This window comes from Nocardioides sp. Z21_20 (genome assembly GCF_059766585.1).
Genome location: NZ_JCBAJX010000001.1, coordinates 121,229 through 143,121 on the forward strand (window position 1 = coordinate 121,229; position 21,893 = coordinate 143,121).

The window sequence follows — 21,893 nt, forward strand, 5'->3', positions numbered from 1 at the left end:
CGCATCCCAGCAATGTCACCGTGACGGTTGACGTGGTGTCACTTTGGTGTCAGCGTGGTGCGCATGGACATCACCCCGTACGTCGAGAGCCTGCGCCGCGACCTCGTCGCGGCCGCCGGGACCGGCAGCGAGGAGACCCGGGCGGCCGCCGAGCGGCTGGCGCTGGCCCTCGACCCGGCGGCCCGACTCGCGCTGATGGAGGCGATCAGCCAGGCGGCCGCGGAGATCACCACCGAGATGGCGGCCGGCAGCGTCGACGTCCGGCTGGCCGGGCGCGAGCTCGACTTCGTCGTCCAGTCCGACGACCCGCCGGGCCCCGCCGCGCCCAGCCCGCCACCTCCGCCGGCGTCGCGGTCGGCCGCCGAGAGCCTCGAGGACGACGCGGTCGCCCGGGTCACCCTGCGCATCCCCGAGTCGGTCAAGGCGCGTGCCGAGGAGCTCGCCGCCCGCTCCGGCCACTCGCTCAACACCTGGCTGGTCAACGTCGTGCGCAGCGCCACCCAGGAGGGCGCCGTCAACGTCGAGATCGACCTGTCCAGCATCCCGTTCTTCGGCAGCGACCCGTTCAAGCCCGGCGGTCGCGGGCCTCGCCGGATGACCGGCTGGCTCTGACCGCTCCCCACCCCACCCCGGGAGACCCCCATGAGCACGCACGAATTCGCCACCCACGACCCCGTCACCGTCAACGTCGAGCTCGACGCCGGCTCCCTGCACGTCACCGCCGCGGACCCGGCCGAGCCGGCCACCCGCAGCACCGTCACCGTGACCGGACCAGACGCCGACACCGTCCTGGTCAGCCTTGAGGACGACCGCCTCGACGTCCTGGCGCCGCATCCCCGGATGGGGTTCCTGCGCACCCAGGCCGCCTTTGACGTACACGTCACCGTGCCCGCCGGCAGCCGGCTGATCACCCGGACCGGCAGCGCCGACCTGACCGCCCTCGGCGAGCTGGGCGCGGCACACCTGCGCTCGGGCAGCGGCCGGATCCGCTGCGAGGTGCTGAGTGCCACCTCGCTGGTGGAGACCGGCTCGGGCGACGTCAGCCTCGACGAGGTGCACGGGGAGCTGCGGGTCAAGAGCGGCTCCGGGAGCGTCCAGGTCCGCTACGCCGCGGCCCCGGTGGCCGTCTCGACCGGCTCGGGCGACGTGAGGATCGAGACCAGCACCGGGCCCGCGGCGGTGAAGACCGGCTCGGGCGACCTGCGCGTCGACGACGCGGGCACGGACGTCTCCCTGCGCACCGGCAGCGGCGACCTGGACGTGGCCACGCTGCGGCGCGGGCGACTCACCGTCAAGAGCGCGTCCGGGAGCGTCCGCGTCGGGGTCCCGGGCGGGCTACCGGTCTGGACCGACATCTCGACGATCAGCGGATCGATCCGCTCGGAGCTGCCCGGCGTCGGTGAGCCCGACCCCGACTCCGAGCACGTGGAGCTGCGGGCCAGCACGGTCAGCGGCAACGTCGTACTCACCCAGGCGCGTGCCTGAGGGTCAGGAGCGCATCGCGACGCCGCGGCGCCAGTAGCCCATGAAGGCCACCTGGCAGCGGTCCATCCCGAGCTCCTTGACCAGGTGGCGACGCAGGCCGGTGACGACGCCCGACTCACCGGCGATCCAGGCGTAGAGCCCGTCGTAGCGCGAGCACGGCACGTCCGCGGCAGCCACCACGTCGCCCGAGGACGAGTAGGTCGGCGTCTCCCACAGGTCCGGGTCGGCGTCGGCGGGGATCTCGACGGGACCGTCCACGGGCACGCCGAGGTGGTCCAGCACGGCCTGGTGCAGACGCTCGCCCTGCGGGGCGCCCTCGCGCGGCAGCCACACGACGTTCATCCCCTCGGGGCAACGGACCGGGACCACGTCGCCGGTCAGCGGAACCTCGAGGAAGGCCGTGCCCAGGGTGCCGTCGGGCAGGTCGTCGAGGATGCTGGCCACGGCCGGGACCGCGGTCTCGTCGGCGACGAGCAGCAGCGAGGAGGCGTCGCCCGGGGCGAACTCGATGCCGCCGAACATCTGGCCACGGCGCGGCGCCATCAGCACCAGGCGATCGCCCACCCGGGCGCCGGCGGCCCACAGCGAGCCCGGCCCGGTGGCCCCCTCGGCGAGGTGCAGCACGAAGTCGATGACCAGGCGGGTGTCCACGCCGGAGCCGCGGACGGCGCGCACGGTGTAGGTCCGCATGTGGCCGCGGTCCTCCGCCGGGATCGCCTGCCAGGTGCTCCACCAGGACTCGTCGGCGCCCTCGAAGGAGGCGAGCTCGCCGCGCGCGTTGGGGAAGACCAGCTTCACCCGCTGGTCGTAGAGCGGCGTCCCGTCGACGCCGAAGTCGGCGAGGACCGCGCCGCCCAGCTCGATGCGGACGAAGGAGGGCGAAAGGCGCTCGACCGCGACCACCTCGACCTCGTCGAGGATCATCGGCAGGCGGTGCACGGCGGTGGTGGTCATGGGACGCCTTTCACGGGACTAAGGCGAGCCTAACCTCAGCACCCAGGGTCCCGTCAATGGCCGTCCCACCCTGGACGCGGGCCGGGTGGCGTGCAGCGCTCAGATGGGCGTGCGGTGGAACGACTGCGCCGAGCGCGACGGCGTCGGTCCCCGCTGCCCCTGGTAGCGCGAGCCGTACGCCGACGAGCCGTAGGGGTGCTGAGCCGGGGAGGTGAGCCGGAAGAAGCACAGCTGCCCGATCTTCATGCCCGGCCAGAGCTTGATCGGCAGGTTGGCGACGTTGGCGAGCTCGAGGGTGACGTGACCCGAGAAGCCGGGGTCGATGAACCCGGCCGTCGAGTGGGTGAGCAGGCCCAGGCGCCCCAGCGACGACTTGCCCTCCAGGCGGGCGGCGATGTCGTCGGGCAGGTCGACCCGCTCGTAGGTCGAGCCGAGCACGAACTCGCCGGGGTGCAGGATGAACGGGTCGTCGCCCTCGGGCTCGACCTCCCGGGTGAGGTCCGGCTGGTCCTCGGCGGGGTCGATGTGGGGGTACTTGTGGTTCTCGAAGACCCGGAAGAACCGGTCGAGCCGCACGTCGATCGACGAGGGCTGCACCATCTCGGGCGCGAAGGGGTCGAGCGCGACCCGCCCGGAGTCGATCTCACTGAGGATGTCACGGTCGGAGAGCAGCACGAGCGCACCTTACCGGCGTACGCCGTCCGGGGCAGCCAGCTGCGCCCGCCAGTGCCGTGCAGCGCCACCCCCGACGGCACCGGTTGGGTCCACCAAGGAAACTGGTGTCATGACGTTCCATCGCTACGTCGCCCTGGGCGACTCCTTCACCGAGGGGGTCGGCGACCCCGACCCGACGCGCCCCAACGGCCTGCGTGGGTGGGCCGACCGGGTGGCCGAGGTGCTGGCCTCACAGACGCCCGACTTCGGCTATGCGAACCTCGCGATCCGCGGGCGCAAGCTCGACGGCATCATCGCCGAGCAGATCGAGCCCGCGATCGCGCTGAGCCCGGACCTGATCACGATCTACGCCGGCGCCAACGACATCCTGCGACCCAAGGTCGATCTGGACGCGCTGATCGAGCGCTACGACGCGGCGCTGGGCCGCCTCGCCGCGACCGGCGCCCGACTCGTCGTGTGGACCGCCACCGACCCCGGCGGCACCGGGATCTACCGCCCTGTGCGCGGCCGGTTCGCGCTCTACAACGAGCTCGTGCGCGAGGTCGCGGACCGGCACGGGGCGACGCTGCTGGACTACTGGCGGCTGCGCGAGTACCGCGACTGGCGCTACTGGGACGCCGACCGGATGCACATGGGCCCGGCCGGACACCAGCGGATGGCCATCGCCGTCCTCGACACGCTCGGCGTCGAGCACGACCTGGTCCCGCTCCCGCTGAGCGAGGTGCCGGAGTCGACCGGTCGCGAGAAGGTCCGCGAGGACCTGACCTGGGCGCGCACCTTCGCCGCACCGTGGGTCCACCGGCGGATCACCGGGCGCTCCTCGGGCGACACCGTGAGCGCGCGCCACCCGCACCTGGCGCGCGCCGAGCACTTCCTCGGCGAGCGGCTCGAGGCGATGGCCGAGCGCCACGCCGACCCCGGGGTTCCCCAGGGCACCGCTTGATCCGTTAGCATGTGCGCGGCCGGTCATCCGGTCGTGCGGACGTAGCTCAGTTGGTAGAGCGCGACCTTCCCAAGGTCGATGTCGCGAGTTCGAGTCTCGTCGTCCGCTCGCATAGCCCCGCAGGTCAGGACACTAGTCCGGGCCTGCGGGGCTTTCTTTGTACCCATCTTTACCCATTGGGTTCGCGTAGGCTGAGCACATGCGGCAGGTCAAGGAGTTCGTAACCAAGGACGGCGAGGCGCGCTACCGAGTGCGCTACCGACTTGGTGAGCGCCAGACCTCGGAGACTTTCTTGCGCAAGGCCGACGCCGTGACCTTCGCCGGACTGCTCGACGGCGGCGGCGTGACGGCCGCACTCGGCTGGCTCAAGGCCAGCGACGACAAGGCCACGACGCTCACGTTCGGCCCGTGGTTCGAGGAGTACGTCAAGCAGCTCACCGGAGTCAGCCCGCGCACCCGCGACGACTACCGCTCCATGCATCGGCGCTACCTCGCCCACCTGGACTCCACGCCCCTGCCGCTCATCACCCGCGGGCACGTGACGGATCTGGTCAACTCGCTCGAGGCTAAGGGGCGCTCGCCGAAGACGATCAAGTCGACGGTGAACATGCTCTCGTCGGTGCTGCAGTTGGCGATCGACGACGGGCACATCACCTCCAACCCGTGTCGGCGCGTGCGGCTGCCCCAAGCAAAGCTCGGCGGGGTCGAGGCGCGGTTCCTCACTCACGAGGAGTTCGGGATGCTGCTGGCCGCGATGCCGGCGCACTACCGGCCGCTCATCATCTTCCTCGTCGGCACCGGCCTGCGCTGGTCGGAGGCGACCGCGCTGCAGGCTCGCCATGTCAACCTCGCGGCCGGGACTGTGCGCGTGGAGCAGGCGTGGAAACGGGTGCCTGGGAAGGGCTACGAGATCGGCCCGCCCAAGACGGGCAAGAGCAGGCGCACGGTCAACGCGGCCGTGATGGCCCTCGCCGCCGTGCGCCCGCTCCTGAAAGAACCCTCCGCCTTCGTCTTCACTACGCCCAGCGGTGGGCACGTGTCGCACTCGAACTTCTACACCAACGTCTGGCAGCCCGCTTGTGTCCGAGCCAAGCTCAACCCGGCCCCTCGCATCCACGACCTGCGGCATTCGCACGCGTCGTGGCTCATCAGCGATGGGATACAGCTTGAGGCGGTTCAGGATCAACTAGGCCATGAATCGATCCTGACCACCCGCAAGGTGTACGGGCAGTTGCTGCCAGCCCTCGGAGTCGCTGTCGGCAGGTCTGCGTCTGCAGCCCTGGAGCGCGCCTTACCGGAGGGGATGCACCTCGCGCTCACCGCCAGCCTCGGACCCGTTCAGTGCCCTGATGACGTTCAGGACGCGAGTGAAGTAGCCACGGACGTGCGCGACAGCAGCGACGGCTGACAGCGCGCACGCCGTGTAGCCCAGGACTGGCGCGAGCTCGACGCGGCCAGTCAGTAGGGCCGCCCATGCGGCGATGATGAGCCCTGCCACGGTCCCCCAAAGGATCGTGACGATGATGCGGCTCACGGAGATGACAGATGCGTTGGTCATTCGACGTACCCCCAGTGTTCGATCGGCTTTTGGCCTAGTTCGCAGACGCTAGGGCCTGGCGCCGACGCTCCGGGAGTCTTTACTTTGGGGGCGCGCTCTGCTGCGACAGGGAGCGCGCCACCCCTACGATCAATGATGGCCCGCGACCACCGGCCTGCCAGCTCCCGGTCGCGGGCCACCTTATTGGGGGCGGAACAGTGTTCATGCTCCTCGCCTCCCTTCGTCCTCGTCCTGCTCTCGCAGGTGCTTCTTGTAGACACCGATGACCGCGTACTGCCGGTCCTCAGTCAGCCTGGACGCCTTCACGGCAACCTCCACGGGATCGCCCGGGTTGTCGTACTCCCCGAGCGCCTTGCGCAGTAGCGCCTTCTGCTTCGGGCTCGGCTCCGTAGAGCCGTTGGTCCAGTTCGTCACCGTGCGCGGGGTCGCGCCGGCAAGGTCCGCAACCGTCTCCCTGTCGTAGCCCTTCTGGGCTATCGCCAGCTTGAGTCGGCGGCCGTGCTCTGCCTTGTCCATGCCAGAACTGTCGCGAACTTCCTCAAGAAAAGCCAACGCCGCCACTTCCTTCCACATGCCTCCACTTGCAGAAAACCCTGCCAGTAGTTCACATGCGTTTCCGCAGGTCACCCCACATTTTCAGTAGTTTTCACTCCATGCGCTTGCCTTCTGCCTCCACTTTTCATACAGTTGCCGCTATGAGAAAGCGCATTGCTCTTGGAGCAGCCATCAGGGCGATCCGAACGGCGAAGAACATTGCCGCCGCCGAGTTCGCAACGAAGATCGACATGAGCCCGGCCCACCTCTGCAACATCGAGGCGAACCGCCGACCGGCCCCCCAGGACAAGATCCAGCTCATCGCGAAGACGCTCGGCGTCCCCGTCGACGCCATCTCCTACGAGGTCGACGCAGACCTGGCGGTGGTCGCATGACCCTCGAGCCCAACTACTCGCTACGTGAGGTCTCCCTCGCTCTCGGCATGAGCACCCGGTGGGTACGCGACCGGATCAAGCACGACAAAGCCGAGCACTTGCGCCAGGGCCGCCAGATCTTCTTCACGGCCGAGCAGGTCGAGAAGCTGCGCGCCAGCCTCACCGTCAAGCCCGCCGAGGTGGGCATGACGACCGGCCGCAAGAAGCGGGCGTCATGAGCGGCGTCGCGAACCCGAACGCGCCCCACTACGTCTACGTCGCCTTCGACGCGGACCGCCGCTGCCTCTACGTGGGCTGCACCAACAACGTCAAGCGCCGCATGTCGGCACACCGCAGCCACTGGCACAACTGGACCGAGCAGGTCGACCGCCTCGACGTGATGGAGTTCCCGTCGCTCGAAGAGGCACTGGCCGCCGAGCGCAACCGCATCGAGAAGCTGCGCCCGCTGCGCAACATCAGGGACAACCCGCGCAAGCAGTCCCTGCGCGTGGCGCTTAGCGACCACGAGTGCTACGAGCGCTTCCTGTCTGCCAATGCGCATCTGTTCGGCGAGCGTGCCGCATGATCCGCCCCGAGTGGTCCCGCACCGACGACGAAACCGCCGACCTGCTCACCCTGGTCCGCGACGAGGGCCACGTCAGCGCCGACCGCGAGTGGGACATCTACGTCGCCGCCCTCGAGACCATCGCGATCGGCCCGGGCGGCGTCATCTACCCCAACGAGATGCGGCCCCTCCTTCGCGGCAAGGTCGCACCTCGTCGCATCGGCGCCTTCACGAACCGCGCGCTCAAGCTCGGCCTCATTGAGTACACGGGTGCTTGGCAGATCAGCGACGACCGTGAGGGCAGGAACGCCGGACGCCCCGCACGCGTGATGCGCCTCGCCGCCCAGCAGGAAAGCGGTGCCGCATGAGCAGCCACGCCATGCTCCCCGGCAGCCACGAGCGCCCCGGCGGCCCCGAGTGCCAGTGCGGCGCCGAGTGGAGCCGCTGGGACGACACGTGCGCCTCGCTCGCCGCCCAGTCCACGAGGGCCGCGTCATGAGCGCGCTGTCGCAAGAGGACCGCGAGCGACTGGGCGATTGGTGGGATGCCGCCGAGGACGAGATGAACGAGTGGGGCCTGAGCACCCTCGCCCCCGTCGTCGAGCAGATCATCGCCCGCCACGTCCGCGAAGCCCTCAGCACTGCCACTGAGGTTGTCGACAACGAACCGTGCGATGCGGAGACGCACTCCTGGGACCACTTCCTCCCCGCGCAGGTCGACTCCTACTGGATCCGCTGCGGCCGAGTCGGGAAGCACGGCGAGCACGGCGACGACGGCAACACCGGCCTGACGTGGACGGAGCCCCAGTGATGGGCCGCGGCGCCCACCACCCCTAACCCCAGACCCGCCCAGTCCCTCACCTTCCGAGGAATCCCCGCTGGGCGCACACGTGAAGCCGCACCACCGCCAAGACAAGCCGAGAGCCAGCGTCCGATTCGACCCGGCGTCGCTGGCTCCCAACACCGAAAGGCTACGACATGAAGTTCCGCAAGAAGCCCGTCGAGATCGAAGCCATGCAGCTCGCCGGAAGCAACGTCGACATGTACGCCGTCTACCAGTGGATCGAGCAGAACACCCAGGGGTCATTCGACCCTGACGCCGACGAGCTCCCCGGGTCGGGCGTGTCTATCGACCCCGCGACCGGGTTCCTGCTCATCGCCACCCTCGAGGGCGTCATGCAAGCCAAGCCCGGCGACTGGATCATCCGCGGCGTCCAGGGCGAGTTCTACCCGTGCAAGCCCGACATCTTTGAGGCCACCTACGAGCCCGTCAGCGAAGCCACCCGATGACCGGCCCCGCACTCCTCCACCACCTCGCCACCCTGCTCGACGGCGCCGTGGACGGCCTCGCGATCCTGCTCCCCAGCGGCGGCGTCATCACCTGCCGACCAACCGGGCGCGTGGTCCTCAATGGCTCCTGGCAGCTCGGGTCCGTGAGCGACGGGGCTGACCTGCTGGCCGCGAAGGCGCGTGTGGCTGAGCAGGTGGCGGCATGACCACCTGCCACCGCTGCCTCTCCCCCGCCACCACCACCTGCTGCCCCACCCACGGCAAGCCCCTCTGCGACCGCCACCAGGACCGCCACGACAACCCGGGCGTGCCTGTGCGGCCGGTGCGGGTGTCGACGTTGCGGAGCGCGTCGTGAGTGCGGCGATCGTCGTGACCAACAAGGCCGGCGACGAGGTGCGGATCAACCTGCACCCGATCTCCCTTGCGCTGGTGCTCGCCGAGGCAATCGAGGACGCGGCGACCAACGTCTGCCGCCGCCGTGGGCACGTGCCGGAAGCGAGCGGCGGCGATCACTGCGCCCACTGCGGGACCAGCCTCCCCGAGCACCCCTCTGGCCGGTCGTGGCTCCGCGCCACCTACCGGTCCTTCAAGGCGAGCGAGGCCACCCAGTGACCCGCCGCCTACTCCCCGCACCCCACCTGCCCCTGCCCCCTTGCGGGCACGACGAGAGGAGCGCCTGATGGCGCACAACTGGAAGCCCGGCGACGTCGCTCTGATCTCGACCGCCGGCAACGCCGGATGGTTGCGCGCGGTTCGTCGCGCCGAGGTCTGGCACTTCCTCGACCACGGAGGCTACGAGATTGACGCTCACGTGCGCGATGCCCGCCCGCTCGTCGTGATCGACCCCGAGGATAGCGCTCAGGTCGACAACCTGTGCAAGGCGCTGGTCGAGCAGATGCACCGCGCGGGCGACGTGGCAAGCGCCGCGAATGGCGTCCATCCCGCGACCGTCGCCGCCGCCCTCCGCGAGTTCGCCAACCCGACCCCGCCCAAGCCGGATGAGCCAACCGGGCTCGGGGCCGTGGTTGAGGACGCGGACGGGAATCGCTGGGTGCTCTACACGCGCCCCGACAACCTCGCCCCGTGGTGCGACGGCTCTGCGTCCTGTGACTACGCCGAGATCACCGCCGTCCGCGTGCTGAGCGAGGGCCTGTCATGACCCGCACCGGCACCGCCCTCACCTGCGTCACCATCACCTACGCCGCGTGGGTCGCGTTCGACCACTTCGGCGAGGTGGTGCGCGCCTTCTGGCCCCACGTGCTCATCCTCGGCTGCCTCGCGTACCTCGCCTACGTCGCCGTGAGCGTCGTGTTCGAGGACATGGACGAACGGATCGACCGCACGCTCGCCGAACCGTGGGACGACTCCGATGCCGAGCCCGAGGTCGCTATCTGGCTGATGCGCGACGAGCTCGACCGTGGGGACGCCGTGCAGCGGATCACCGGGGAGGCGTCGTGAGCGGGTTGAGCGAATGGGCCGCTGTTCTTGGTGGCGAACACCGCGTGCCGGTCTACGGCCATGCCTCCGGCAGGCGGATCGCCTGGGCCGAGTGCTACATCACTGGCCCCACGGCGGAAGCGTTGGCCGAAGCCCTCGCGCCGCTCATCGCACAGGCCCGGGCCGAGGCGCTACGAGAGGCTGCCAATGATCCCTCTCTGCGCCTGTCGGGCCACAGCGGGATCAGCGTCCGGGGACTCCGTGCCCGCGCGGACCAGGAGGCCGCCCGATGACCGCGATCTACATCTGCGACGGCTGCCGAGAGGCCCGCTGCGAGACCTGTCACCCGCCCGCCTGCCTGCACTCCAGGCCCCTCTGTGACCGCTGCTGGGGCGAGTGCGCTGACTGCCGGCGTGAGGCGCTGGACGAAGGGAGTGCGGCGTGAAGATTACCGAGCCGGGACTCGTGTTCGACATGAGCGACGAGACCTACCACAGCGACCCCGTACCGGGCGGCTCCCTGTCGTCGTCGTTCGCCAGGCGCCTGACCGAGCACGTCCCGGCCAAGGCATTCGCCTGGCACCACGGACGCAAGCCCACCGCGAGCATGAACCTTGGCAAGGCGGCGCACCTCTACGCCCTCGGCGCTGGCCCCGAGCTGATCGTCTGGCAGCACGACGGCCGGACCAAGGCGGGCAAGGAGGAGCGCGCCGAGCGAGCGGCCGACATTGAGGCCGAGCGCGTCATCGCCGTCAACGAGGGCGAGCGACAGCAGGTGCTCGGGATGGCAGCGGCACTCAGGGCTGACCCCGAGGTTGCCGCGATCCTCGACGCCGGCAAGCCCGAGGTGTCCGTGTTCTGGCAGGAGCGCGGCGCTTGGTGTCGCGGCCGCTTCGACCTTCTCGGCGACGTGGGTGACGACTACAAGACCACCGACGACGCATCGGCTCGCGGCTTCGAGAAGTCGATGAGCACCTACGGCTACCACCAGCAGGCCGACTTCTACCTCCGCGGGCTGCGAGCCATCGGGCACCCGGCAGGCGAGCGGCCGATGCGGTTCATCTGCCAGGAGAAGACCTACCCCTACCTCGTGCAGGTCCACACCTGCGACGAGCTCGCGATGGAGGTGGCAGCGGCCCTCAACGACCGCGCCATCAGCATCTTCGCCGCCTGCAACGAGAGCGGTCAGTGGCCGGGCTACCCGACCCTCACGCCCGAGCCGACCGCGCTCCCCAACAACTACTTCTACCGGTACGCGGACCTGATCCCCGACCGGCTCAACCCCTTCGCAGAAAGCCTCTGACATGCCCGACATCACTGAAACCCTCGCCCCGAAATCTGACCAACTCGACAACATCGACCTGCGAGGCAGCGGGCCGCGCATCTTCACGATCACCAGCGTGGACGTCAACCTCGGCGCCGACCAGCCCGTGACGGTCCACCTCGCGGAGTTCGACCGCCCGTGGAAGCCGGGCAAGAACATGCGGCGCGCTCTGTCCGAGTGCTGGGGGACCGACACCGACAACTGGCCCGGCAAGCGAGTCGAACTCTTCGCCGACGAGAAGGTGAAGTTCGGCAACGAGACGCCGGGCGGCACGCGCATCTCGCGCGCCTCTCACATCGACGGCCCCAAGAAGGCGGCGGTCCTGCTAGGCCAGGGAAAGCCCGGCCTCTATCGGGTCGATCCGCTCCCCGACGCTCCCCCGCCCAACCCGAACGCCGAGAAGGTCGCAGCCCTCCGCGCCGAGTGGCACGACGCTGACGCTGACCGCCGTGCCGAGATCCAGGCCGAGGTCGCACGGCTGACCGAGCCAGCCACGGGCGGTGCGGCATGACGACGCGACCCTGGACCCCGAACCGCCACGAAGGCAACACCGCCACGATCAAGCTCAAGCGCAACTGCAACGGTTGCGGCCGAGCACTGGGCGACGTCACTGCGGCCGAGACGGGCTGGATTCAACCCCTCCCGGACGTCCGTGCTGAGTGCGGCTGCAACTGGGAACAGCCGCCTGGGATCAACGAAGACTCGCACGACATGCCCCACCCGGCCGCTGCTGCCGAGCGAATCCTCGAGTTCGTCAAGGACTTCGGCGACGGGCGGGTCACGGGACACCCCAACCTGCCGGGAGTCGAACCGCTCTATGCCCGCGACCTCGAAGCGCTGGCCAAGGCTTACCTGCGACTGACGCAGGGCGGTGCGGCATGACCCGCCACGAAGCCGACGAAGCAACCGCCGCCCGCCACGACGCCGACGACCGCGAGCCCGTCTACGCCGCCGACGTCCTCGAGCCGTGGGAGCACGGCGGCCGGTCCAGCATCGTGCAGCCGTGGCACTGGAGCCAGCGGTGAGCGCGGCCTGCCACGAGTGCAAGCGGGTGCTGCGCGAGGGTGAATCCGCAACGGCGTCCGACTGGAACGTCTTCGACACCAGCGGCGAGCGCTCGACCTGGCGCATCGAGACGCGCTACACGTGCGACGACTGCGAGGGCATCAGCCCCACCGACGCCGAACGCCTCGCCGCCGCCCTCGCCCTCTGCGAAGAGGGCAACGACTACGGGGTGCTGTCCATCTCGCAGGTGCGGGCTGCCGCTGGGGGTGGGTCGTGATGAGCGACTGTCAGTTGTCCCTCCTAGACTCCGCCGCGGACAGCGGCGGGAAGGAGGTGATGGAAAGTGACAAGCAAGACCGCTGTTCGGTCGCGCCCAGCGTGGGGCACCTGAGCATCGGCGACGCCCTCGAGCACGTGGGCACCCTGCCGAGCAACTCAGTGGATCTAGTCCTGTTCAGCCCGCCCTATGACGGCGTGCGGGACTATCGGGGCAACTGGTCGATCGACCTCCCCGCGCTCGGTCAGGCGCTGCTACGAGTCGTCAAGGACGGCGGCTTCGCGGTCATGGTCATCGCAGACGGCACGAAGAACCAGCGCAAGTCCATGACGACGTTCCGCACGGCGGTCGCGTGGGAGGACGCTGGTTGGTCGCTGTTCGAGTCGGTGATCTATAGCCGTGACGGACGACCAGGGGCTTGGTGGTCAACCCGCTTCCGCGTGGACCACGAACACATCCTCATGTTCTACAAGGGGAAGCGCCCCCGCCCGGTCCAGCATCACGCTGGACTCCGCGTTCCTAGCAAGCACGCCGGCAAGAAGTGGACCGGCACGCAGCGCATGACGGACGGGTCGCTCATTAAGACGACCGCGACCGTGGCGGCCGACAAGTGCCGGGGCACGATCTGGCACTACGCGACCAGCAACTCTGAGGGCAACAAGGTCAAGGCCGAGCATCCGGCCACGTTCCCCGACGCCCTCGCTCGTGACGTGATCCTCGCCTTCTCGGCGCCTGGCGAGGTTGTCTACGACCCGATGATGGGGTCCGGAACTACGCCGGTAGTAGCGGCCCGCGAGGGGCGACGCTGGATGGGCAACGACTTCTCTGCCGAGTATGTCGGCGTCGCACAGGAGCGCCTCATGGCCGAGGCGGGAGTGCCGCTAGTGCCCATCGTCTCGACTTGCTGCGAGTGCGGCAATGACGACGTTTGCGAGGGGCATCTCTACTGCTCTGACTGTCTCGAGCAGGTGGTCGCATGACCATCCTCACCCTCGCCGCCGTCCTCATCGTCTGCACCATCTACTGCCTCGCGGCGGATCAGAGGCAGCCATGAGCGCGATCCGCAAGCCGGGCGGCAAGTGGCACCGGGGCGGGCGCTACGACTACCCCGGCCGCACTCACTGCCCCACGGGGCTCGGGCTGGTTCTCATGCCACGCAACTGCGAGACCGCGTGGTGGGACGAATTGCCGAAGGGCGACCTCTGTCGTCGCTGCTTCGGAGAGGACGGCCCCGCATGACCACCCGCCGCGTCACCCTCAAGCCCGACGAGCCGCTGGACGAGGTGCGGGGGAAGCTGGCGGCTGCGAGCCCGTGGGACGACTGTCTCCACCCTGGCCACCACTGTTCCCCGATTCAGTGCATCGACTGTGGCCGCTTCTCTGCTCACTCGTGGGCAACCGGCGCCTACTACACCCAGAACGGCTTCAACGAGGAATGGGGCGGCGTCTGCAAGGTCCACGGCGAGTGGTCGGAGTCGGCGGCATGAGCACCGCAACCTCAGGCCGAGCCCGCGAGCACCGCATCCGCGACCTGATGATTCGCCACGGTTGGGAGCCGATCTTCCGCGCGGCCGGCAGCAAGGGTCCCGCCGACATCGGCATGGCCCATGAAGACCACGGCCTCGCGCTCGTGCAGGTGGGGACGGGTAACAAGACGCTCGGCCCCACCGAGCGGGCGCGACTCCTCCGTGCCGCCTGGCTCTGCTCGGCGCTGCCCATCGTCGCGCAGGTCATCCCGCGTCCCGGCAAGCCGTCACAGGTGCTGTGGTGGCAGGTCGTCGATGGCCCGCCGAGTGAGTGGGAGGCGTGGGCGCCATGAGCCGCGAGGAGCCCGACCTCTACCACCTCGGCCCCGTCGTCCCGCCGACGCGCCACCAGATCACCGCGGTTGTCCACCACGTCCGCAACCACGCCCACGACCGAGACGACGCCGCGTTGCTGCTGGCCGCTCTCGGCATCGACTTGAAGGAAGAAGTGCCATGACAGGACCCGCACTCAACCTGCTAGCCACCCTGCAGCCGATCGACGCGCTGTGTGGCGACGGGAGTATCGCCCCGCCCGACACGTGGCACAGCGAAAGCTCCATGGAGAAGACCCAGGTAGCCAAGGAGGTCTGTGCCATCTGTCCCGGCCGTAGCCAGTGCCTCAAGGAAGCGCTCGATCGCGGCGAAGAGTGGGGCGTCTGGGGTGGCCTCGACCCTGCCGAGCGCCGCAAGATCCTGCGCAAGGCCCGACCAAGGTGGGGCGCGGTCATCATCTGCACCGACTGCGACCGCGAGGCGCTCCTGACCGGCGACGGCAAGTGCCGCGAGTGCTACGACCAGGCGCGTCGTGCCGTCGAGGACGTGGCCTGATGCCCGCGCCCATCACCTGCACCTGCATGGCGTGCTCCAAGTGCCGCACCCGTGAGTGGGCACGCGAGCGCTACCGGGCCAAGGCATACGGCCAGTGGTCCCCGCACGGCGACCTCGAGGCCGTCCGCGCGCACCTCGACTACGTGCGCTCACAGGGTGTCGGCCGCGACACTATCGCCGAGGCCGCCAACGTCAGTCGGGCTCACGTCGGGCGCATCATCGGCGGCCAGACGACGCGCATCGGCAAGGAGGTCGCCGCCCGACTGCTGGCTGTGACCCCCGCCGACACGGCCAAGATCGAGCCCTACCGCGTGACTCGCCGACTCCAGGCGCTCAACGCGATCGGCTGGACCACCCGCGAGATGGCCGACCGACTCGGCTGGACGCAGGAAGCCGTCTGGGATCACCTCGCCGGCATCCGCAAGTGGGTCCTGCGCCGCACCTTCGACCAGGCCGACGCCCTGTACCGCGAGCTGTGCATGACGCCGGGCGGCAACACGATCAGCGTCGCCTCAGCCAAGCGCCACGGGTACGCGCCGCCGATGGCATGGGACGACATCGACGACCCGAACGAGACGGCGCGCGGAGTCGGGTACGTCGAACCCGAGCGAGCCCGACTGCTCGCCGACCTCCACGCCCAGGGAGCCAACGCCACCGAGACCTGCCGCGCTCTCGGCATCTCCCGCAGCACCCTCCAGAAGTGGTGCGGCAACAACAGCCTTAGCCACATCTACCGCGACCTGACTGGGCGCGAATCCCACACCCGAAATCAGTACGCCAAGGAGGTGGCGTGATGGGGTGCGGGAGTGCGTTTGCGCAGGTCAGAAGGGGTTTTTGCCTGGACTTCGACGCTCAAATGCGAGACAATAGGGACGTCTCTTTGACCGCAAACAGAGAGACCCGGGCGACTGCCGCAAAACAGCCCCCGGGCGTGACCTCCAACCGCGATACCGGAAGGAAGTGACTCCATTATGGAGCACCCAGACCAGGGCGTGAAGTCCCCGCCCACCTGCTCAGAGCATGGCCCCGTTCCATCGACATGGTTCGGGCGTGGCACTTGGCCCACATGCAAGTGCGGGCTGGACCCTCACGACAACAGCCTGCTGAGCGCCCATTGGCGTGGGCATGGCTTCATCGTCGTGGATGAGCACGGACACCTCGTTTGTCGGGAGGTCTGATGAGCTCCTCGATAGTCACGGGCGACACGTGCGCCGACGCCCTCCCGCTCCCTGACGGCGTCGTGCAGACCACCGTCACCAGCCCGCCGTACTGGGGCCAGCGTGACTACGGCTATGCGGACCAGTCCGGCATCGAGCAAACATATGTTGAGTACCTCGATTGGTGGCGCTCGGTTTGCGCCGAGGTTCACCGCGTCACTCGCAACGACGGCACGTGGTGGCTGAACATCGGGGACACCTACAACACCCGAGCGACGATTCGCCCGTCCGCTCACCAGGGCGGCGTCGGACACGACAACGCGTCGATCCGAATGACGTGGGCCGACCATCGTGACCGCGGGCTGGTGCGCTACTCCGCACGTCAGCCGGGGTTCAAGGACAAGGACCTTATGGGCCTGCCGTGGTTGATGGCAGGAATCGCCCAGGAGGTCGGCTGGTGGCTTCGCTGTGACGTGATCTGGCACAAGCCCTATGGCATGTCCGAGAACGCCCCCGACCGCCCTGCCCGCTCGCACGAGTACCTATTCCTGCTCGCCAAGAGTCGGCAGGGGGTGAAGTCAAGGCGGACGCCGTACATGCACGAGCATCGGTCCGTGTGGCCGATCGCTCCTCGGCACGGCGCGGCCGGTCCGGCGTCGTATCCAGAGGAGCTGGTCGAGCGGTGCCTTGAGGGCACCAGCGACCCCGGCGACCTCGTGCTCGACCCCTTCGGCGGCGCTGGCACAACCGCTGTCGTGGCGACCCGAATGGGGCGAAAGGCGGTCGCTTTCGACGCCGCCCCCGCCCACCTGTTGGCGTCGTGGTGGGACCGCGCTTACGGGGCCAACGACGACGAGATGGAGGTGCCCGCATGACCACCACCACCCCCGAAGCGGGCGGCTACACGGTGGCGGGCGGGTGCGGCTGGACCGCCTGGAAGCGCAACCACAACGACGCGGATCGGGCGCGGCGGGAGCACGAGAAGAAGTGCAAGGGGTGCGGGGGTGGGGGGTCGTGAGTGAGTTGGACCTGGCCGCCATGCGTGCCGCCCATCGCGACTCGTACCCGATGGGCAACATCCACCACGGCACCCCCGAGCGCCCCGACTGGGGGACGTTCTGCGTCGGGTGCAAGGGCTCGTGGCCGTGTGAAGTCGCGACGCTCTTGGACTTCATCGACAGGCGCCTCGGCTCCGAGCGACCAGGGGGGGGCTGAGTGACCGCCGCGACCATCGAGCACCTCGACCACTTCCAGCGGCGGGTAGTGCAGGACGCGCTCGCCGACGCCACTCAGCTCTACTGGCTGCGCAGGGCCGAGGCGTTCGAGTGGGCCCGACCAAAGCGCGGCGACTTCATGGGACGCGCAACGCGCGAGGAAGTCGCCAAGAGGGATCGGACGCTCGCTGAGGCTGCGCAGGCGTGTCGAGCGCGGGCCGCTGCGAACGTCATCGACGAGACGGGGGTCGCCGCATGACGTGGCGCAAGACGGGGACCGAGTTCGACGACGAGTGCGCCAACGTTGGACTGAGTGACGCCGCCTACAGGACGCACCTCGAAGGCATCGGGTTCGTCTACAAGATCGAGAATGTGGAGTGCCGGTTCGCCAAGACGGCACTGCGCCGGTTCGCCACGAGTGAGCACACCAGCGAGGCCATCCGAGAGCTGCTCGACCACGGGTTCTGGGGAGAGCACGCCAACCACTACGAGATCCGCCACCACGCCGACGTCATCAGGGACTCATTGGCTGCCCAGCAGAACAAGAGAGACCGCGATCGCAAGGCTCAGCAGAACCGGAGAGCCAAGCAGGACAAGGACTCTCCTGAGCGGGATGTCAGTGGCGACGTCAGCGCTGACACCAGACAGACAGACAGACAGACAGACAAGCATTTAGGTGAGCGGGTTCTTACTACCTGTGAGCACCAGTTCCACCCGGACCGACAGATAGATCCTTGGTCCTCTGTTGCTGCTTGTAAGCAGTGCCAGGAGAAGGCCGGGAGGTTGAGCGCATGACCGCCCCCGTCGTCTCTCTGGATGAGTACCGCCGCAACGTCAAGCCGGGATGCAGGTGTGGGAGCTCGGAAGGGTTCGTCTGCTACTCGCATCGCCTGGTCGACCTCATGGCCCGCGTCGAGGACACGCGTGCCGACGTGGAGGTGATCCGGTTCTGCGACTGGTCCACCTTCGACCGCCTCACTCGAGACGTGCTGGACGTCCTGGCCGGTATCGCCGCCGAGACGTTGCCCGGACAGGAGACCCGATGACCACCCCGCGCGAGAACTGCAACGACCACCGACCTGCCCAGCCTGAGAGGACGACATGAGCGAGCACCTGACCGAGGACGAGCGCGAGGCGCTTGCACTGTTCGAACAGTCGGGCGCCTACACCTGCGCCTGCGTTGAAGAGACGTGCGCGACGCTGCCCTGCCAGAACGACCGCGACGACCTGTTCGCCACGGTCGCCCGCATCGTCGCCGAGCGCGAGGTCGCCGCGAAGGCCGCAGCACTGCGGGAGGTCGCCGACGAAGCGCGCAGGATACCTGCCGACCCCAGCAAGGTGGCGGCCTGGCTCCGCGCCCGAGCTGACCGGATCGAGGCCGCCACGCCCCGCCCCACCCCACCACCCGCGCACGGCGGGACCGAGAGCTTTGAGAGGACGACGGCATGACGAACGTGACCGACCTGTTCCTGTACCGGAACGAGCTGGGCCAGACGTTCCGCGAGTTGCTCGCCGAGCGAATCCGCGCGCAGGGCATCGCGTGGAACAGCGACCACCCCGAGATGTTCGAGTGGCGCGGTAAGCCGTGGATGGACGGCATCCGCGTCGACCTTGATGAGCCGGATCAGGTCGAGTACCTCGTCAAGGGGGTGACCGCCGTGATCCGCGAGATTGTCGGCGAGGACTTCTGGGCCGAGTTGACCAGCGCCTACTTTGCGCGGGAGTTGGCCACCCCCGCGCCCACCCCGGCGCACCCGAGCGAGGAGGCCGACCGTGGGTGAGGTGAGCGAGGCGGGGCGGCACTGCCCGACCTGCATCTGCGGCAGGCGCGCTCCAGTGCAGGGCAACCACGGCAAGAACCGACGTGCGCCCGGGACGGTCTCCTGGGCCGAGCATGAGGAGGCGTACACCGCCTACGCCGCGCGGTACGGGACCAGCCAGAGCGCCGAGCGCCTGGCCGAGCGCGCTGGCTTCGGCTACGACGAGATGACGCACCTCCTCGGACACGAGCCGACGACGTGGGTGCCGGTGGGCGCCCGCACCACCAACCCCCACCCGACCGCGAGCGCTGGGCTGGCGGGGACCGAAGGAGATGCCAAGTGACCGCGGGAGACGAGATGGAACTGATCGAAACCAGCGTCACCGAGTGGGCGGTCCGGTGCCGCACGCGGGACGGCGACCTGCATACCGGCCGGCACTACACGACCAAGCGCGAGGCTATCGAGTCGGGAGAGCGGTTGGAGCGGATCAACGGCGCTGAGTGGTGGCTGGTCTCCCGTCGTTGCGTCGTCACAGTCGAAGCGTCGCCGTGGTCCACCACCCCCGCCGCGACGAAGGAGACCTGATGAGCGAGCACGAGATCGACGTGGAGGGGTTGCGGGCCATCGCTGACGCCGCGACCAAGGGCCACTGGTGCTGGGCTGGGAACATCGACACAGGAGAGCCGTATCTGGCGAGCCGCGGCCCGGGAATGGGCGCGTCGGTCCTCGCGATCGGGTCTGCTGATCGGTCCACCACGGGCAGGGCAGCCGACGACGTCCGGTCCTACGCCGAGGAGAGTGGCCTCGACCCTGACGCCGAGGTCGAGGCGTGGGCCACCGACAACTACGGCGAACCGATCAAGGAGCCCCGCCTGTGGTTCTACACCGACCACATGGCTGTCGAGGCTCGTGAGCGCGTCGTCTTCGAGGTCGCGCCTGAGGCAACGACTCGCGAGGACCGCCGGGTCTACCGCGCGGACATCACCGCTGTCCGACACCCCGACGCGGCCCACATCGCCACCTTCGACCCGCCGACCGTGCTGGCCCTGCTGGACGAGGTGGAGGCGCTTCGGGGGCAGGTGGAGCGGGTCGGAAAGTTGGCCCGCTACTGGGAGACGACGCCCGCCCTTCGGCGAGGGACGATGGCCCGCGACCTCCGCGCGGCCCTGGGCGGCCCCCGATGAGCGGCGAGGTGGGGACGCTGGGGGCGGTGCTGGCTGGGCATGAGTACTCGCTCGGGCGCGGCCGGGGTTCGATCTGTGACTGCGGATTCGTGCCGACGCTCAAGCCGGGCGCGCTGACCACGCAGCAGGACCACCACCGCGAGCACCTTGCCGACGCCGTGCTGGCTTGGGTGGCGGCGAGGCTGGATGGGGCGCGGGGACCTGCTCGCCTCGCCGCCGAGGACGCGCACCCGAGCCCTTGGTCCAAGCGTCACGCCGACGCCGCGCTGCACGTCGTGGCTGAGGCGTTGGGGGTTGGGGACGGTAGTGGCGACGAGGGGGGCGGCAAGTGAGCGAGCAGCGATGCGAGTGCGGACGACCAACCAGGGACTCGGCCTACGTGTGCGAGCACTGTGGCGACGAGCTCAACCGGGCACTAGGCGAGGTCCCGTGGATTGCCGACGAGATGCCCACCACTGTCGCCCGTCAGCGCGGCGTGGACTACCGGGCAGCGACAGGCAGCAAGGGGCCGAAGAAGCCGGTCGAGCGACCGCTGCCCGCCAACCTTGGCGCGGCTGAGGCGCTGTCCAACCTCAAGGCGCTACTGGTCTCGTGGACGAAGCTCTGCGCCGAGGAAGGCGTCAGGACCCGCAGCGAGTCCAACGCCTACCCCGCGGACAACCTGCCGGCGCTCTCGCGGTGGCTGATGAACCGGGTGGATGGGCTCATGCTCCACGAGGCTGGGTCGGAGGCGGTCCACGAGATCACGTCTGCGGTGGCTCACTGCTACCGGCTCATCGACCGGCCTGCTGAGCGTGTGTACGCAGGTCGCTGCACCGCCACGATGGGCGCATTCGAGTGCCCCTACGACCTGTACGCGAAGGTTGGCGCCCCGCATATCAAGTGCGGCAACTGCGGCACGATCTGGGATGTGGCCGAGCGTCGAGAGTGGCTGCTGCGTGAAGCTGAGGAAGTCCTCGCCACGGCCACCGAGATATCCCGAGCCGTGTCATGGCTCGGGGCTACACCGCTCACCGCAGAGCGTGTCAGGAAGTGGGCGTCTCGCGATCGCCTGACCGTCAGAGCGCATGACCGACACGGCAAGCCGATGTACCGGGTGGGCGACGCGATCACACTGCTGGCCCAGACTGCGCCGAAGGAGGAGGTCGCCTAGCGCGCGCGATTATCAGCGACCCACTCGCAAGACACAAGCCGCTTGCCCATTCCGGCAAGCGGCTTGTGCTATTCTGTCACGCAGGGATGGACGACGACTCCACCCCAAAACTTAAAAGCGGCCCCGCAGCGACTGCAATCGCCCGGGGCCAGGCCGAACTTCTAGGGAGTCCGACGTGCCACACTCTACAGTCATTCCGCGCTGCACAGCTCAGCGCGCCAACGGTTCGTTCTGCGACGCGCCCTCCGCGCCAGCGATGCCGTTCCCCATCTGTGCCAAGCATGCGACCAAGGTCTTCGTCGAGATGCGCGAGCGCTACCAAGAGTTCACCAGCGACCGTGACCGCATGGTCATCGACGGCTGGGAGAACATCGAGCGGGCCCGGGCCAAGGAATCAGGCAAGGGCGACCCGATCGTTTACTACGTACTCGTCGGCGACCTGCTCAAGATCGGCATGAGTCGCAACGTGCGCCAGCGAATGACGCAGTACCCGCCCAACCGGAAGCTCCTCGCCACCGAACGAGGTGACGCCAGCCTCGAGAAGCGGCGACACCGGGAGTTCGCGGACCTGCTCACGGGCGGCAACGAGTGGTTCCGCTTCGAGGGCGCACTGGTCGAGCACATCAAGGCTCTCCGCGCCAACGCCTAACCA

General features: G+C 68.9%; 44 protein-coding genes and 1 tRNA gene. 42 read left to right on the top strand and 3 right to left on the bottom strand.

All coding sequences use genetic code 11. The features are described 5' to 3' along the window. The first annotated feature begins 63 nt into the window (after positions 1 to 63). Positions 64 to 612 (top strand): toxin-antitoxin system HicB family antitoxin, encoded by a 549-nt coding sequence (locus AC6EH9_RS00535; RefSeq protein WP_498419527.1) that lies wholly within the window; start codon positions 64 to 66, stop codon positions 610 to 612. Between the two features lie 30 nt (positions 613 to 642). Beyond that, positions 643 to 1,485, top strand: a complete 843-nt coding sequence (locus AC6EH9_RS00540) for a DUF4097 family beta strand repeat-containing protein (protein WP_498419529.1) — start codon at positions 643 to 645, stop codon at positions 1,483 to 1,485. A gap of 3 nt (positions 1,486 to 1,488) precedes the next feature. On the opposite strand, the gene AC6EH9_RS00545 is transcribed toward AC6EH9_RS00540, so the two are convergent. Together AC6EH9_RS00545 and dcd are read right to left on the bottom strand one after the other, a co-directional pair. After that, a complete protein-coding gene (locus AC6EH9_RS00545; RefSeq protein ID WP_498419531.1) occupies positions 1,489 to 2,439 on the bottom strand; it encodes a siderophore-interacting protein in 951 nt (316 codons plus the stop codon). Positions 2,440 to 2,538: 99 nt separating this feature from the next. After that, the gene (gene dcd / locus AC6EH9_RS00550) at positions 2,539 to 3,114 is read right to left on the bottom strand and encodes a dCTP deaminase (RefSeq protein ID WP_498419533.1); all 576 of its coding nucleotides are present in this window, start codon (positions 3,112 to 3,114) and stop codon (positions 2,539 to 2,541) included. 109 nt (positions 3,115 to 3,223) lie between these two features. Between dcd and AC6EH9_RS00555 the strand changes: the two genes are divergently transcribed. The 3 genes from AC6EH9_RS00555 (at position 3,224) to AC6EH9_RS00565 (ending at position 5,465) form a co-directional block, all read left to right on the top strand. Further along, positions 3,224 to 4,057, top strand: a complete 834-nt coding sequence (locus tag AC6EH9_RS00555; RefSeq protein WP_498419535.1) for an SGNH/GDSL hydrolase family protein — start codon at positions 3,224 to 3,226, stop codon at positions 4,055 to 4,057. 35 nt (positions 4,058 to 4,092) lie between these two features. Next, a tRNA-Gly gene (locus AC6EH9_RS00560) sits at positions 4,093 to 4,165 on the top strand. Between the two features lie 91 nt (positions 4,166 to 4,256). After that, the gene (locus AC6EH9_RS00565; RefSeq protein ID WP_498419537.1) at positions 4,257 to 5,465 is read left to right on the top strand and encodes a tyrosine-type recombinase/integrase; all 1,209 of its coding nucleotides are present in this window, start codon (positions 4,257 to 4,259) and stop codon (positions 5,463 to 5,465) included. 351 nt (positions 5,466 to 5,816) lie between these two features. On the opposite strand, the gene AC6EH9_RS00570 is transcribed toward AC6EH9_RS00565, so the two are convergent. Next, on the bottom strand, positions 5,817 to 6,131 hold the full coding sequence (locus tag AC6EH9_RS00570; RefSeq protein ID WP_498419539.1) for a helix-turn-helix domain-containing protein: 315 nt from the start codon (positions 6,129 to 6,131) through the stop codon (positions 5,817 to 5,819). A 179-nt stretch (positions 6,132 to 6,310) separates the two neighbouring features. Between AC6EH9_RS00570 and AC6EH9_RS00575 the strand changes: the two genes are divergently transcribed. The 37 genes from AC6EH9_RS00575 (at position 6,311) to AC6EH9_RS00755 (ending at position 21,890) form a co-directional block, all read left to right on the top strand. Next, on the top strand, positions 6,311 to 6,544 hold the full coding sequence (locus AC6EH9_RS00575) for a helix-turn-helix domain-containing protein (RefSeq protein ID WP_498419541.1): 234 nt from the start codon (positions 6,311 to 6,313) through the stop codon (positions 6,542 to 6,544). Further along, complete coding sequence (locus tag AC6EH9_RS00580) at positions 6,541 to 6,762, top strand: hypothetical protein (RefSeq protein ID WP_498419543.1); 222 nt, start codon at positions 6,541 to 6,543, stop codon at positions 6,760 to 6,762. Before AC6EH9_RS00575 ends, AC6EH9_RS00580 begins: the two co-directional genes overlap by 4 nt. Continuing rightward, the gene (locus AC6EH9_RS00585; RefSeq protein WP_498419545.1) at positions 6,759 to 7,109 is read left to right on the top strand and encodes a GIY-YIG nuclease family protein; all 351 of its coding nucleotides are present in this window, start codon (positions 6,759 to 6,761) and stop codon (positions 7,107 to 7,109) included. Before AC6EH9_RS00580 ends, AC6EH9_RS00585 begins: the two co-directional genes overlap by 4 nt. Further along, complete coding sequence (locus tag AC6EH9_RS00590; protein ID WP_498419546.1) at positions 7,106 to 7,456, top strand: hypothetical protein; 351 nt, start codon at positions 7,106 to 7,108, stop codon at positions 7,454 to 7,456. The genes AC6EH9_RS00585 and AC6EH9_RS00590 overlap by 4 nt, the downstream gene beginning before the upstream one ends. After that, positions 7,453 to 7,587: a hypothetical protein gene (locus AC6EH9_RS00595; protein WP_498419548.1), complete on the top strand. Its 135-nt coding sequence runs from the start codon at positions 7,453 to 7,455 to the stop codon at positions 7,585 to 7,587. The genes AC6EH9_RS00590 and AC6EH9_RS00595 overlap by 4 nt, the downstream gene beginning before the upstream one ends. After that, positions 7,584 to 7,898 (top strand): hypothetical protein, encoded by a 315-nt coding sequence (locus AC6EH9_RS00600; RefSeq protein WP_498419550.1) that lies wholly within the window; start codon positions 7,584 to 7,586, stop codon positions 7,896 to 7,898. Before AC6EH9_RS00595 ends, AC6EH9_RS00600 begins: the two co-directional genes overlap by 4 nt. A gap of 167 nt (positions 7,899 to 8,065) precedes the next feature. Then, entirely contained in the window at positions 8,066 to 8,377 is a 312-nt protein-coding gene (locus tag AC6EH9_RS00605; protein ID WP_498419552.1) for a hypothetical protein, read from the top strand. Beyond that, positions 8,374 to 8,583: a hypothetical protein gene (locus tag AC6EH9_RS00610; protein ID WP_498419554.1), complete on the top strand. Its 210-nt coding sequence runs from the start codon at positions 8,374 to 8,376 to the stop codon at positions 8,581 to 8,583. Before AC6EH9_RS00605 ends, AC6EH9_RS00610 begins: the two co-directional genes overlap by 4 nt. A gap of 145 nt (positions 8,584 to 8,728) precedes the next feature. Continuing rightward, positions 8,729 to 8,989 (top strand): hypothetical protein, encoded by a 261-nt coding sequence (locus AC6EH9_RS00615; RefSeq protein WP_498419556.1) that lies wholly within the window; start codon positions 8,729 to 8,731, stop codon positions 8,987 to 8,989. A 67-nt stretch (positions 8,990 to 9,056) separates the two neighbouring features. Continuing rightward, entirely contained in the window at positions 9,057 to 9,536 is a 480-nt protein-coding gene (locus tag AC6EH9_RS00620) for a hypothetical protein (RefSeq protein ID WP_498419558.1), read from the top strand. Beyond that, on the top strand, positions 9,533 to 9,835 hold the full coding sequence (locus AC6EH9_RS00625) for a hypothetical protein (RefSeq protein ID WP_498419560.1): 303 nt from the start codon (positions 9,533 to 9,535) through the stop codon (positions 9,833 to 9,835). Before AC6EH9_RS00620 ends, AC6EH9_RS00625 begins: the two co-directional genes overlap by 4 nt. Beyond that, the gene (locus AC6EH9_RS00630) at positions 9,832 to 10,107 is read left to right on the top strand and encodes a hypothetical protein (RefSeq protein WP_498419561.1); all 276 of its coding nucleotides are present in this window, start codon (positions 9,832 to 9,834) and stop codon (positions 10,105 to 10,107) included. Before AC6EH9_RS00625 ends, AC6EH9_RS00630 begins: the two co-directional genes overlap by 4 nt. Positions 10,108 to 10,255: 148 nt before the next feature. Continuing rightward, positions 10,256 to 11,116, top strand: coding sequence for a PD-(D/E)XK nuclease-like domain-containing protein (locus AC6EH9_RS00635; protein ID WP_498419562.1), 861 nt, complete (start codon positions 10,256 to 10,258; stop codon positions 11,114 to 11,116). A gap of 1 nt (position 11,117) precedes the next feature. Continuing rightward, positions 11,118 to 11,648, top strand: coding sequence for a hypothetical protein (locus AC6EH9_RS00640; RefSeq protein ID WP_498419564.1), 531 nt, complete (start codon positions 11,118 to 11,120; stop codon positions 11,646 to 11,648). Continuing rightward, the gene (locus AC6EH9_RS00645) at positions 11,645 to 12,019 is read left to right on the top strand and encodes a hypothetical protein (RefSeq protein ID WP_498419566.1); all 375 of its coding nucleotides are present in this window, start codon (positions 11,645 to 11,647) and stop codon (positions 12,017 to 12,019) included. Before AC6EH9_RS00640 ends, AC6EH9_RS00645 begins: the two co-directional genes overlap by 4 nt. Continuing rightward, positions 12,016 to 12,162: a hypothetical protein gene (locus AC6EH9_RS00650; protein WP_498419568.1), complete on the top strand. Its 147-nt coding sequence runs from the start codon at positions 12,016 to 12,018 to the stop codon at positions 12,160 to 12,162. Before AC6EH9_RS00645 ends, AC6EH9_RS00650 begins: the two co-directional genes overlap by 4 nt. Further along, entirely contained in the window at positions 12,141 to 12,419 is a 279-nt protein-coding gene (locus AC6EH9_RS00655) for a hypothetical protein (RefSeq protein WP_498419570.1), read from the top strand. Before AC6EH9_RS00650 ends, AC6EH9_RS00655 begins: the two co-directional genes overlap by 22 nt. Positions 12,420 to 12,478: 59 nt before the next feature. Next, positions 12,479 to 13,399: a DNA-methyltransferase gene (locus AC6EH9_RS00660; protein WP_498419572.1), complete on the top strand. Its 921-nt coding sequence runs from the start codon at positions 12,479 to 12,481 to the stop codon at positions 13,397 to 13,399. Positions 13,400 to 13,654: 255 nt separating this feature from the next. Continuing rightward, positions 13,655 to 13,906, top strand: a complete 252-nt coding sequence (locus tag AC6EH9_RS00665; protein WP_498419574.1) for a hypothetical protein — start codon at positions 13,655 to 13,657, stop codon at positions 13,904 to 13,906. Continuing rightward, positions 13,903 to 14,238, top strand: coding sequence for a hypothetical protein (locus AC6EH9_RS00670; protein ID WP_498419575.1), 336 nt, complete (start codon positions 13,903 to 13,905; stop codon positions 14,236 to 14,238). Before AC6EH9_RS00665 ends, AC6EH9_RS00670 begins: the two co-directional genes overlap by 4 nt. Then, a complete protein-coding gene (locus AC6EH9_RS00675) occupies positions 14,235 to 14,402 on the top strand; it encodes a hypothetical protein (protein ID WP_498419577.1) in 168 nt (55 codons plus the stop codon). Before AC6EH9_RS00670 ends, AC6EH9_RS00675 begins: the two co-directional genes overlap by 4 nt. Further along, positions 14,399 to 14,773 carry a WhiB family transcriptional regulator gene (locus AC6EH9_RS00680; RefSeq protein ID WP_498419578.1) on the top strand — a complete coding sequence of 125 codons (375 nt, stop codon included), beginning with the start codon at positions 14,399 to 14,401 and terminating at the stop codon, positions 14,771 to 14,773. Before AC6EH9_RS00675 ends, AC6EH9_RS00680 begins: the two co-directional genes overlap by 4 nt. Further along, positions 14,773 to 15,567, top strand: a complete 795-nt coding sequence (locus tag AC6EH9_RS00685; protein WP_498419580.1) for a helix-turn-helix domain-containing protein — start codon at positions 14,773 to 14,775, stop codon at positions 15,565 to 15,567. The genes AC6EH9_RS00680 and AC6EH9_RS00685 overlap by 1 nt, the downstream gene beginning before the upstream one ends. A 383-nt stretch (positions 15,568 to 15,950) precedes the next feature. Beyond that, on the top strand, positions 15,951 to 16,805 hold the full coding sequence (locus AC6EH9_RS00690) for a DNA-methyltransferase (RefSeq protein ID WP_498419581.1): 855 nt from the start codon (positions 15,951 to 15,953) through the stop codon (positions 16,803 to 16,805). Continuing rightward, positions 16,802 to 16,948 carry a hypothetical protein gene (locus tag AC6EH9_RS00695; protein WP_498419583.1) on the top strand — a complete coding sequence of 49 codons (147 nt, stop codon included), beginning with the start codon at positions 16,802 to 16,804 and terminating at the stop codon, positions 16,946 to 16,948. The genes AC6EH9_RS00690 and AC6EH9_RS00695 overlap by 4 nt, the downstream gene beginning before the upstream one ends. Continuing rightward, positions 16,945 to 17,145 (top strand): hypothetical protein, encoded by a 201-nt coding sequence (locus AC6EH9_RS00700; protein ID WP_498419585.1) that lies wholly within the window; start codon positions 16,945 to 16,947, stop codon positions 17,143 to 17,145. Before AC6EH9_RS00695 ends, AC6EH9_RS00700 begins: the two co-directional genes overlap by 4 nt. After that, positions 17,146 to 17,403 (top strand): hypothetical protein, encoded by a 258-nt coding sequence (locus AC6EH9_RS00705; RefSeq protein WP_498419587.1) that lies wholly within the window; start codon positions 17,146 to 17,148, stop codon positions 17,401 to 17,403. It begins immediately after the preceding gene. Further along, positions 17,400 to 17,939, top strand: a complete 540-nt coding sequence (locus AC6EH9_RS00710) for a hypothetical protein (protein ID WP_498419589.1) — start codon at positions 17,400 to 17,402, stop codon at positions 17,937 to 17,939. Before AC6EH9_RS00705 ends, AC6EH9_RS00710 begins: the two co-directional genes overlap by 4 nt. Continuing rightward, positions 17,936 to 18,190, top strand: coding sequence for a hypothetical protein (locus tag AC6EH9_RS00715; protein WP_498419591.1), 255 nt, complete (start codon positions 17,936 to 17,938; stop codon positions 18,188 to 18,190). Before AC6EH9_RS00710 ends, AC6EH9_RS00715 begins: the two co-directional genes overlap by 4 nt. Positions 18,191 to 18,245: 55 nt before the next feature. Beyond that, a complete protein-coding gene (locus tag AC6EH9_RS00720; protein ID WP_498419593.1) occupies positions 18,246 to 18,593 on the top strand; it encodes a hypothetical protein in 348 nt (115 codons plus the stop codon). After that, positions 18,590 to 18,925 (top strand): hypothetical protein, encoded by a 336-nt coding sequence (locus tag AC6EH9_RS00725; protein ID WP_498419594.1) that lies wholly within the window; start codon positions 18,590 to 18,592, stop codon positions 18,923 to 18,925. Before AC6EH9_RS00720 ends, AC6EH9_RS00725 begins: the two co-directional genes overlap by 4 nt. Continuing rightward, entirely contained in the window at positions 18,918 to 19,247 is a 330-nt protein-coding gene (locus AC6EH9_RS00730) for a hypothetical protein (RefSeq protein ID WP_498419596.1), read from the top strand. Before AC6EH9_RS00725 ends, AC6EH9_RS00730 begins: the two co-directional genes overlap by 8 nt. Next, positions 19,244 to 19,489: a hypothetical protein gene (locus AC6EH9_RS00735; protein ID WP_498419598.1), complete on the top strand. Its 246-nt coding sequence runs from the start codon at positions 19,244 to 19,246 to the stop codon at positions 19,487 to 19,489. Before AC6EH9_RS00730 ends, AC6EH9_RS00735 begins: the two co-directional genes overlap by 4 nt. Then, positions 19,489 to 20,088 (top strand): ead/Ea22-like family protein, encoded by a 600-nt coding sequence (locus tag AC6EH9_RS00740; RefSeq protein ID WP_498419600.1) that lies wholly within the window; start codon positions 19,489 to 19,491, stop codon positions 20,086 to 20,088. Before AC6EH9_RS00735 ends, AC6EH9_RS00740 begins: the two co-directional genes overlap by 1 nt. After that, positions 20,085 to 20,420, top strand: coding sequence for a hypothetical protein (locus tag AC6EH9_RS00745; RefSeq protein WP_498419601.1), 336 nt, complete (start codon positions 20,085 to 20,087; stop codon positions 20,418 to 20,420). Before AC6EH9_RS00740 ends, AC6EH9_RS00745 begins: the two co-directional genes overlap by 4 nt. A gap of 113 nt (positions 20,421 to 20,533) precedes the next feature. Further along, positions 20,534 to 21,241, top strand: a complete 708-nt coding sequence (locus AC6EH9_RS00750) for a hypothetical protein (protein WP_498419603.1) — start codon at positions 20,534 to 20,536, stop codon at positions 21,239 to 21,241. Between the two features lie 256 nt (positions 21,242 to 21,497). Next, entirely contained in the window at positions 21,498 to 21,890 is a 393-nt protein-coding gene (locus AC6EH9_RS00755) for a GIY-YIG nuclease family protein (protein ID WP_498419605.1), read from the top strand. Positions 21,891 to 21,893 lie beyond the last annotated feature (3 nt).

Coding starts and splice junctions, on each gene's coding strand:
- AC6EH9_RS00535 (WP_498419527.1), top strand. CDS start 64: ATGGACATCACCCCGTACGTCGAGAGCCTGCGCCGCGACCTCGTCGCG.
- AC6EH9_RS00540 (WP_498419529.1), top strand. CDS start 643: ATGAGCACGCACGAATTCGCCACCCACGACCCCGTCACCGTCAACGTC.
- AC6EH9_RS00545 (WP_498419531.1), bottom strand. CDS start 2,439: ATGACCACCACCGCCGTGCACCGCCTGCCGATGATCCTCGACGAGGTC.
- AC6EH9_RS00555 (WP_498419535.1), top strand. CDS start 3,224: ATGACGTTCCATCGCTACGTCGCCCTGGGCGACTCCTTCACCGAGGGG.
- AC6EH9_RS00565 (WP_498419537.1), top strand. CDS start 4,257: ATGCGGCAGGTCAAGGAGTTCGTAACCAAGGACGGCGAGGCGCGCTAC.
- AC6EH9_RS00570 (WP_498419539.1), bottom strand. CDS start 6,131: ATGGACAAGGCAGAGCACGGCCGCCGACTCAAGCTGGCGATAGCCCAG.
- AC6EH9_RS00575 (WP_498419541.1), top strand. CDS start 6,311: ATGAGAAAGCGCATTGCTCTTGGAGCAGCCATCAGGGCGATCCGAACG.
- AC6EH9_RS00580 (WP_498419543.1), top strand. CDS start 6,541: ATGACCCTCGAGCCCAACTACTCGCTACGTGAGGTCTCCCTCGCTCTC.
- AC6EH9_RS00585 (WP_498419545.1), top strand. CDS start 6,759: ATGAGCGGCGTCGCGAACCCGAACGCGCCCCACTACGTCTACGTCGCC.
- AC6EH9_RS00590 (WP_498419546.1), top strand. CDS start 7,106: ATGATCCGCCCCGAGTGGTCCCGCACCGACGACGAAACCGCCGACCTG.
- AC6EH9_RS00595 (WP_498419548.1), top strand. CDS start 7,453: ATGAGCAGCCACGCCATGCTCCCCGGCAGCCACGAGCGCCCCGGCGGC.
- AC6EH9_RS00600 (WP_498419550.1), top strand. CDS start 7,584: ATGAGCGCGCTGTCGCAAGAGGACCGCGAGCGACTGGGCGATTGGTGG.
- AC6EH9_RS00605 (WP_498419552.1), top strand. CDS start 8,066: ATGAAGTTCCGCAAGAAGCCCGTCGAGATCGAAGCCATGCAGCTCGCC.
- AC6EH9_RS00610 (WP_498419554.1), top strand. CDS start 8,374: ATGACCGGCCCCGCACTCCTCCACCACCTCGCCACCCTGCTCGACGGC.
- AC6EH9_RS00620 (WP_498419558.1), top strand. CDS start 9,057: ATGGCGCACAACTGGAAGCCCGGCGACGTCGCTCTGATCTCGACCGCC.
- AC6EH9_RS00625 (WP_498419560.1), top strand. CDS start 9,533: ATGACCCGCACCGGCACCGCCCTCACCTGCGTCACCATCACCTACGCC.
- AC6EH9_RS00640 (WP_498419564.1), top strand. CDS start 11,118: ATGCCCGACATCACTGAAACCCTCGCCCCGAAATCTGACCAACTCGAC.
- AC6EH9_RS00645 (WP_498419566.1), top strand. CDS start 11,645: ATGACGACGCGACCCTGGACCCCGAACCGCCACGAAGGCAACACCGCC.
- AC6EH9_RS00650 (WP_498419568.1), top strand. CDS start 12,016: ATGACCCGCCACGAAGCCGACGAAGCAACCGCCGCCCGCCACGACGCC.
- AC6EH9_RS00660 (WP_498419572.1), top strand. CDS start 12,479: ATGGAAAGTGACAAGCAAGACCGCTGTTCGGTCGCGCCCAGCGTGGGG.
- AC6EH9_RS00665 (WP_498419574.1), top strand. CDS start 13,655: ATGACCACCCGCCGCGTCACCCTCAAGCCCGACGAGCCGCTGGACGAG.
- AC6EH9_RS00670 (WP_498419575.1), top strand. CDS start 13,903: ATGAGCACCGCAACCTCAGGCCGAGCCCGCGAGCACCGCATCCGCGAC.
- AC6EH9_RS00675 (WP_498419577.1), top strand. CDS start 14,235: ATGAGCCGCGAGGAGCCCGACCTCTACCACCTCGGCCCCGTCGTCCCG.
- AC6EH9_RS00680 (WP_498419578.1), top strand. CDS start 14,399: ATGACAGGACCCGCACTCAACCTGCTAGCCACCCTGCAGCCGATCGAC.
- AC6EH9_RS00685 (WP_498419580.1), top strand. CDS start 14,773: ATGCCCGCGCCCATCACCTGCACCTGCATGGCGTGCTCCAAGTGCCGC.
- AC6EH9_RS00690 (WP_498419581.1), top strand. CDS start 15,951: ATGAGCTCCTCGATAGTCACGGGCGACACGTGCGCCGACGCCCTCCCG.
- AC6EH9_RS00695 (WP_498419583.1), top strand. CDS start 16,802: ATGACCACCACCACCCCCGAAGCGGGCGGCTACACGGTGGCGGGCGGG.
- AC6EH9_RS00710 (WP_498419589.1), top strand. CDS start 17,400: ATGACGTGGCGCAAGACGGGGACCGAGTTCGACGACGAGTGCGCCAAC.
- AC6EH9_RS00715 (WP_498419591.1), top strand. CDS start 17,936: ATGACCGCCCCCGTCGTCTCTCTGGATGAGTACCGCCGCAACGTCAAG.
- AC6EH9_RS00720 (WP_498419593.1), top strand. CDS start 18,246: ATGAGCGAGCACCTGACCGAGGACGAGCGCGAGGCGCTTGCACTGTTC.
- AC6EH9_RS00725 (WP_498419594.1), top strand. CDS start 18,590: ATGACGAACGTGACCGACCTGTTCCTGTACCGGAACGAGCTGGGCCAG.
- AC6EH9_RS00740 (WP_498419600.1), top strand. CDS start 19,489: ATGAGCGAGCACGAGATCGACGTGGAGGGGTTGCGGGCCATCGCTGAC.
- AC6EH9_RS00745 (WP_498419601.1), top strand. CDS start 20,085: ATGAGCGGCGAGGTGGGGACGCTGGGGGCGGTGCTGGCTGGGCATGAG.
- AC6EH9_RS00750 (WP_498419603.1), top strand. CDS start 20,534: ATGCCCACCACTGTCGCCCGTCAGCGCGGCGTGGACTACCGGGCAGCG.
- AC6EH9_RS00755 (WP_498419605.1), top strand. CDS start 21,498: ATGCCGTTCCCCATCTGTGCCAAGCATGCGACCAAGGTCTTCGTCGAG.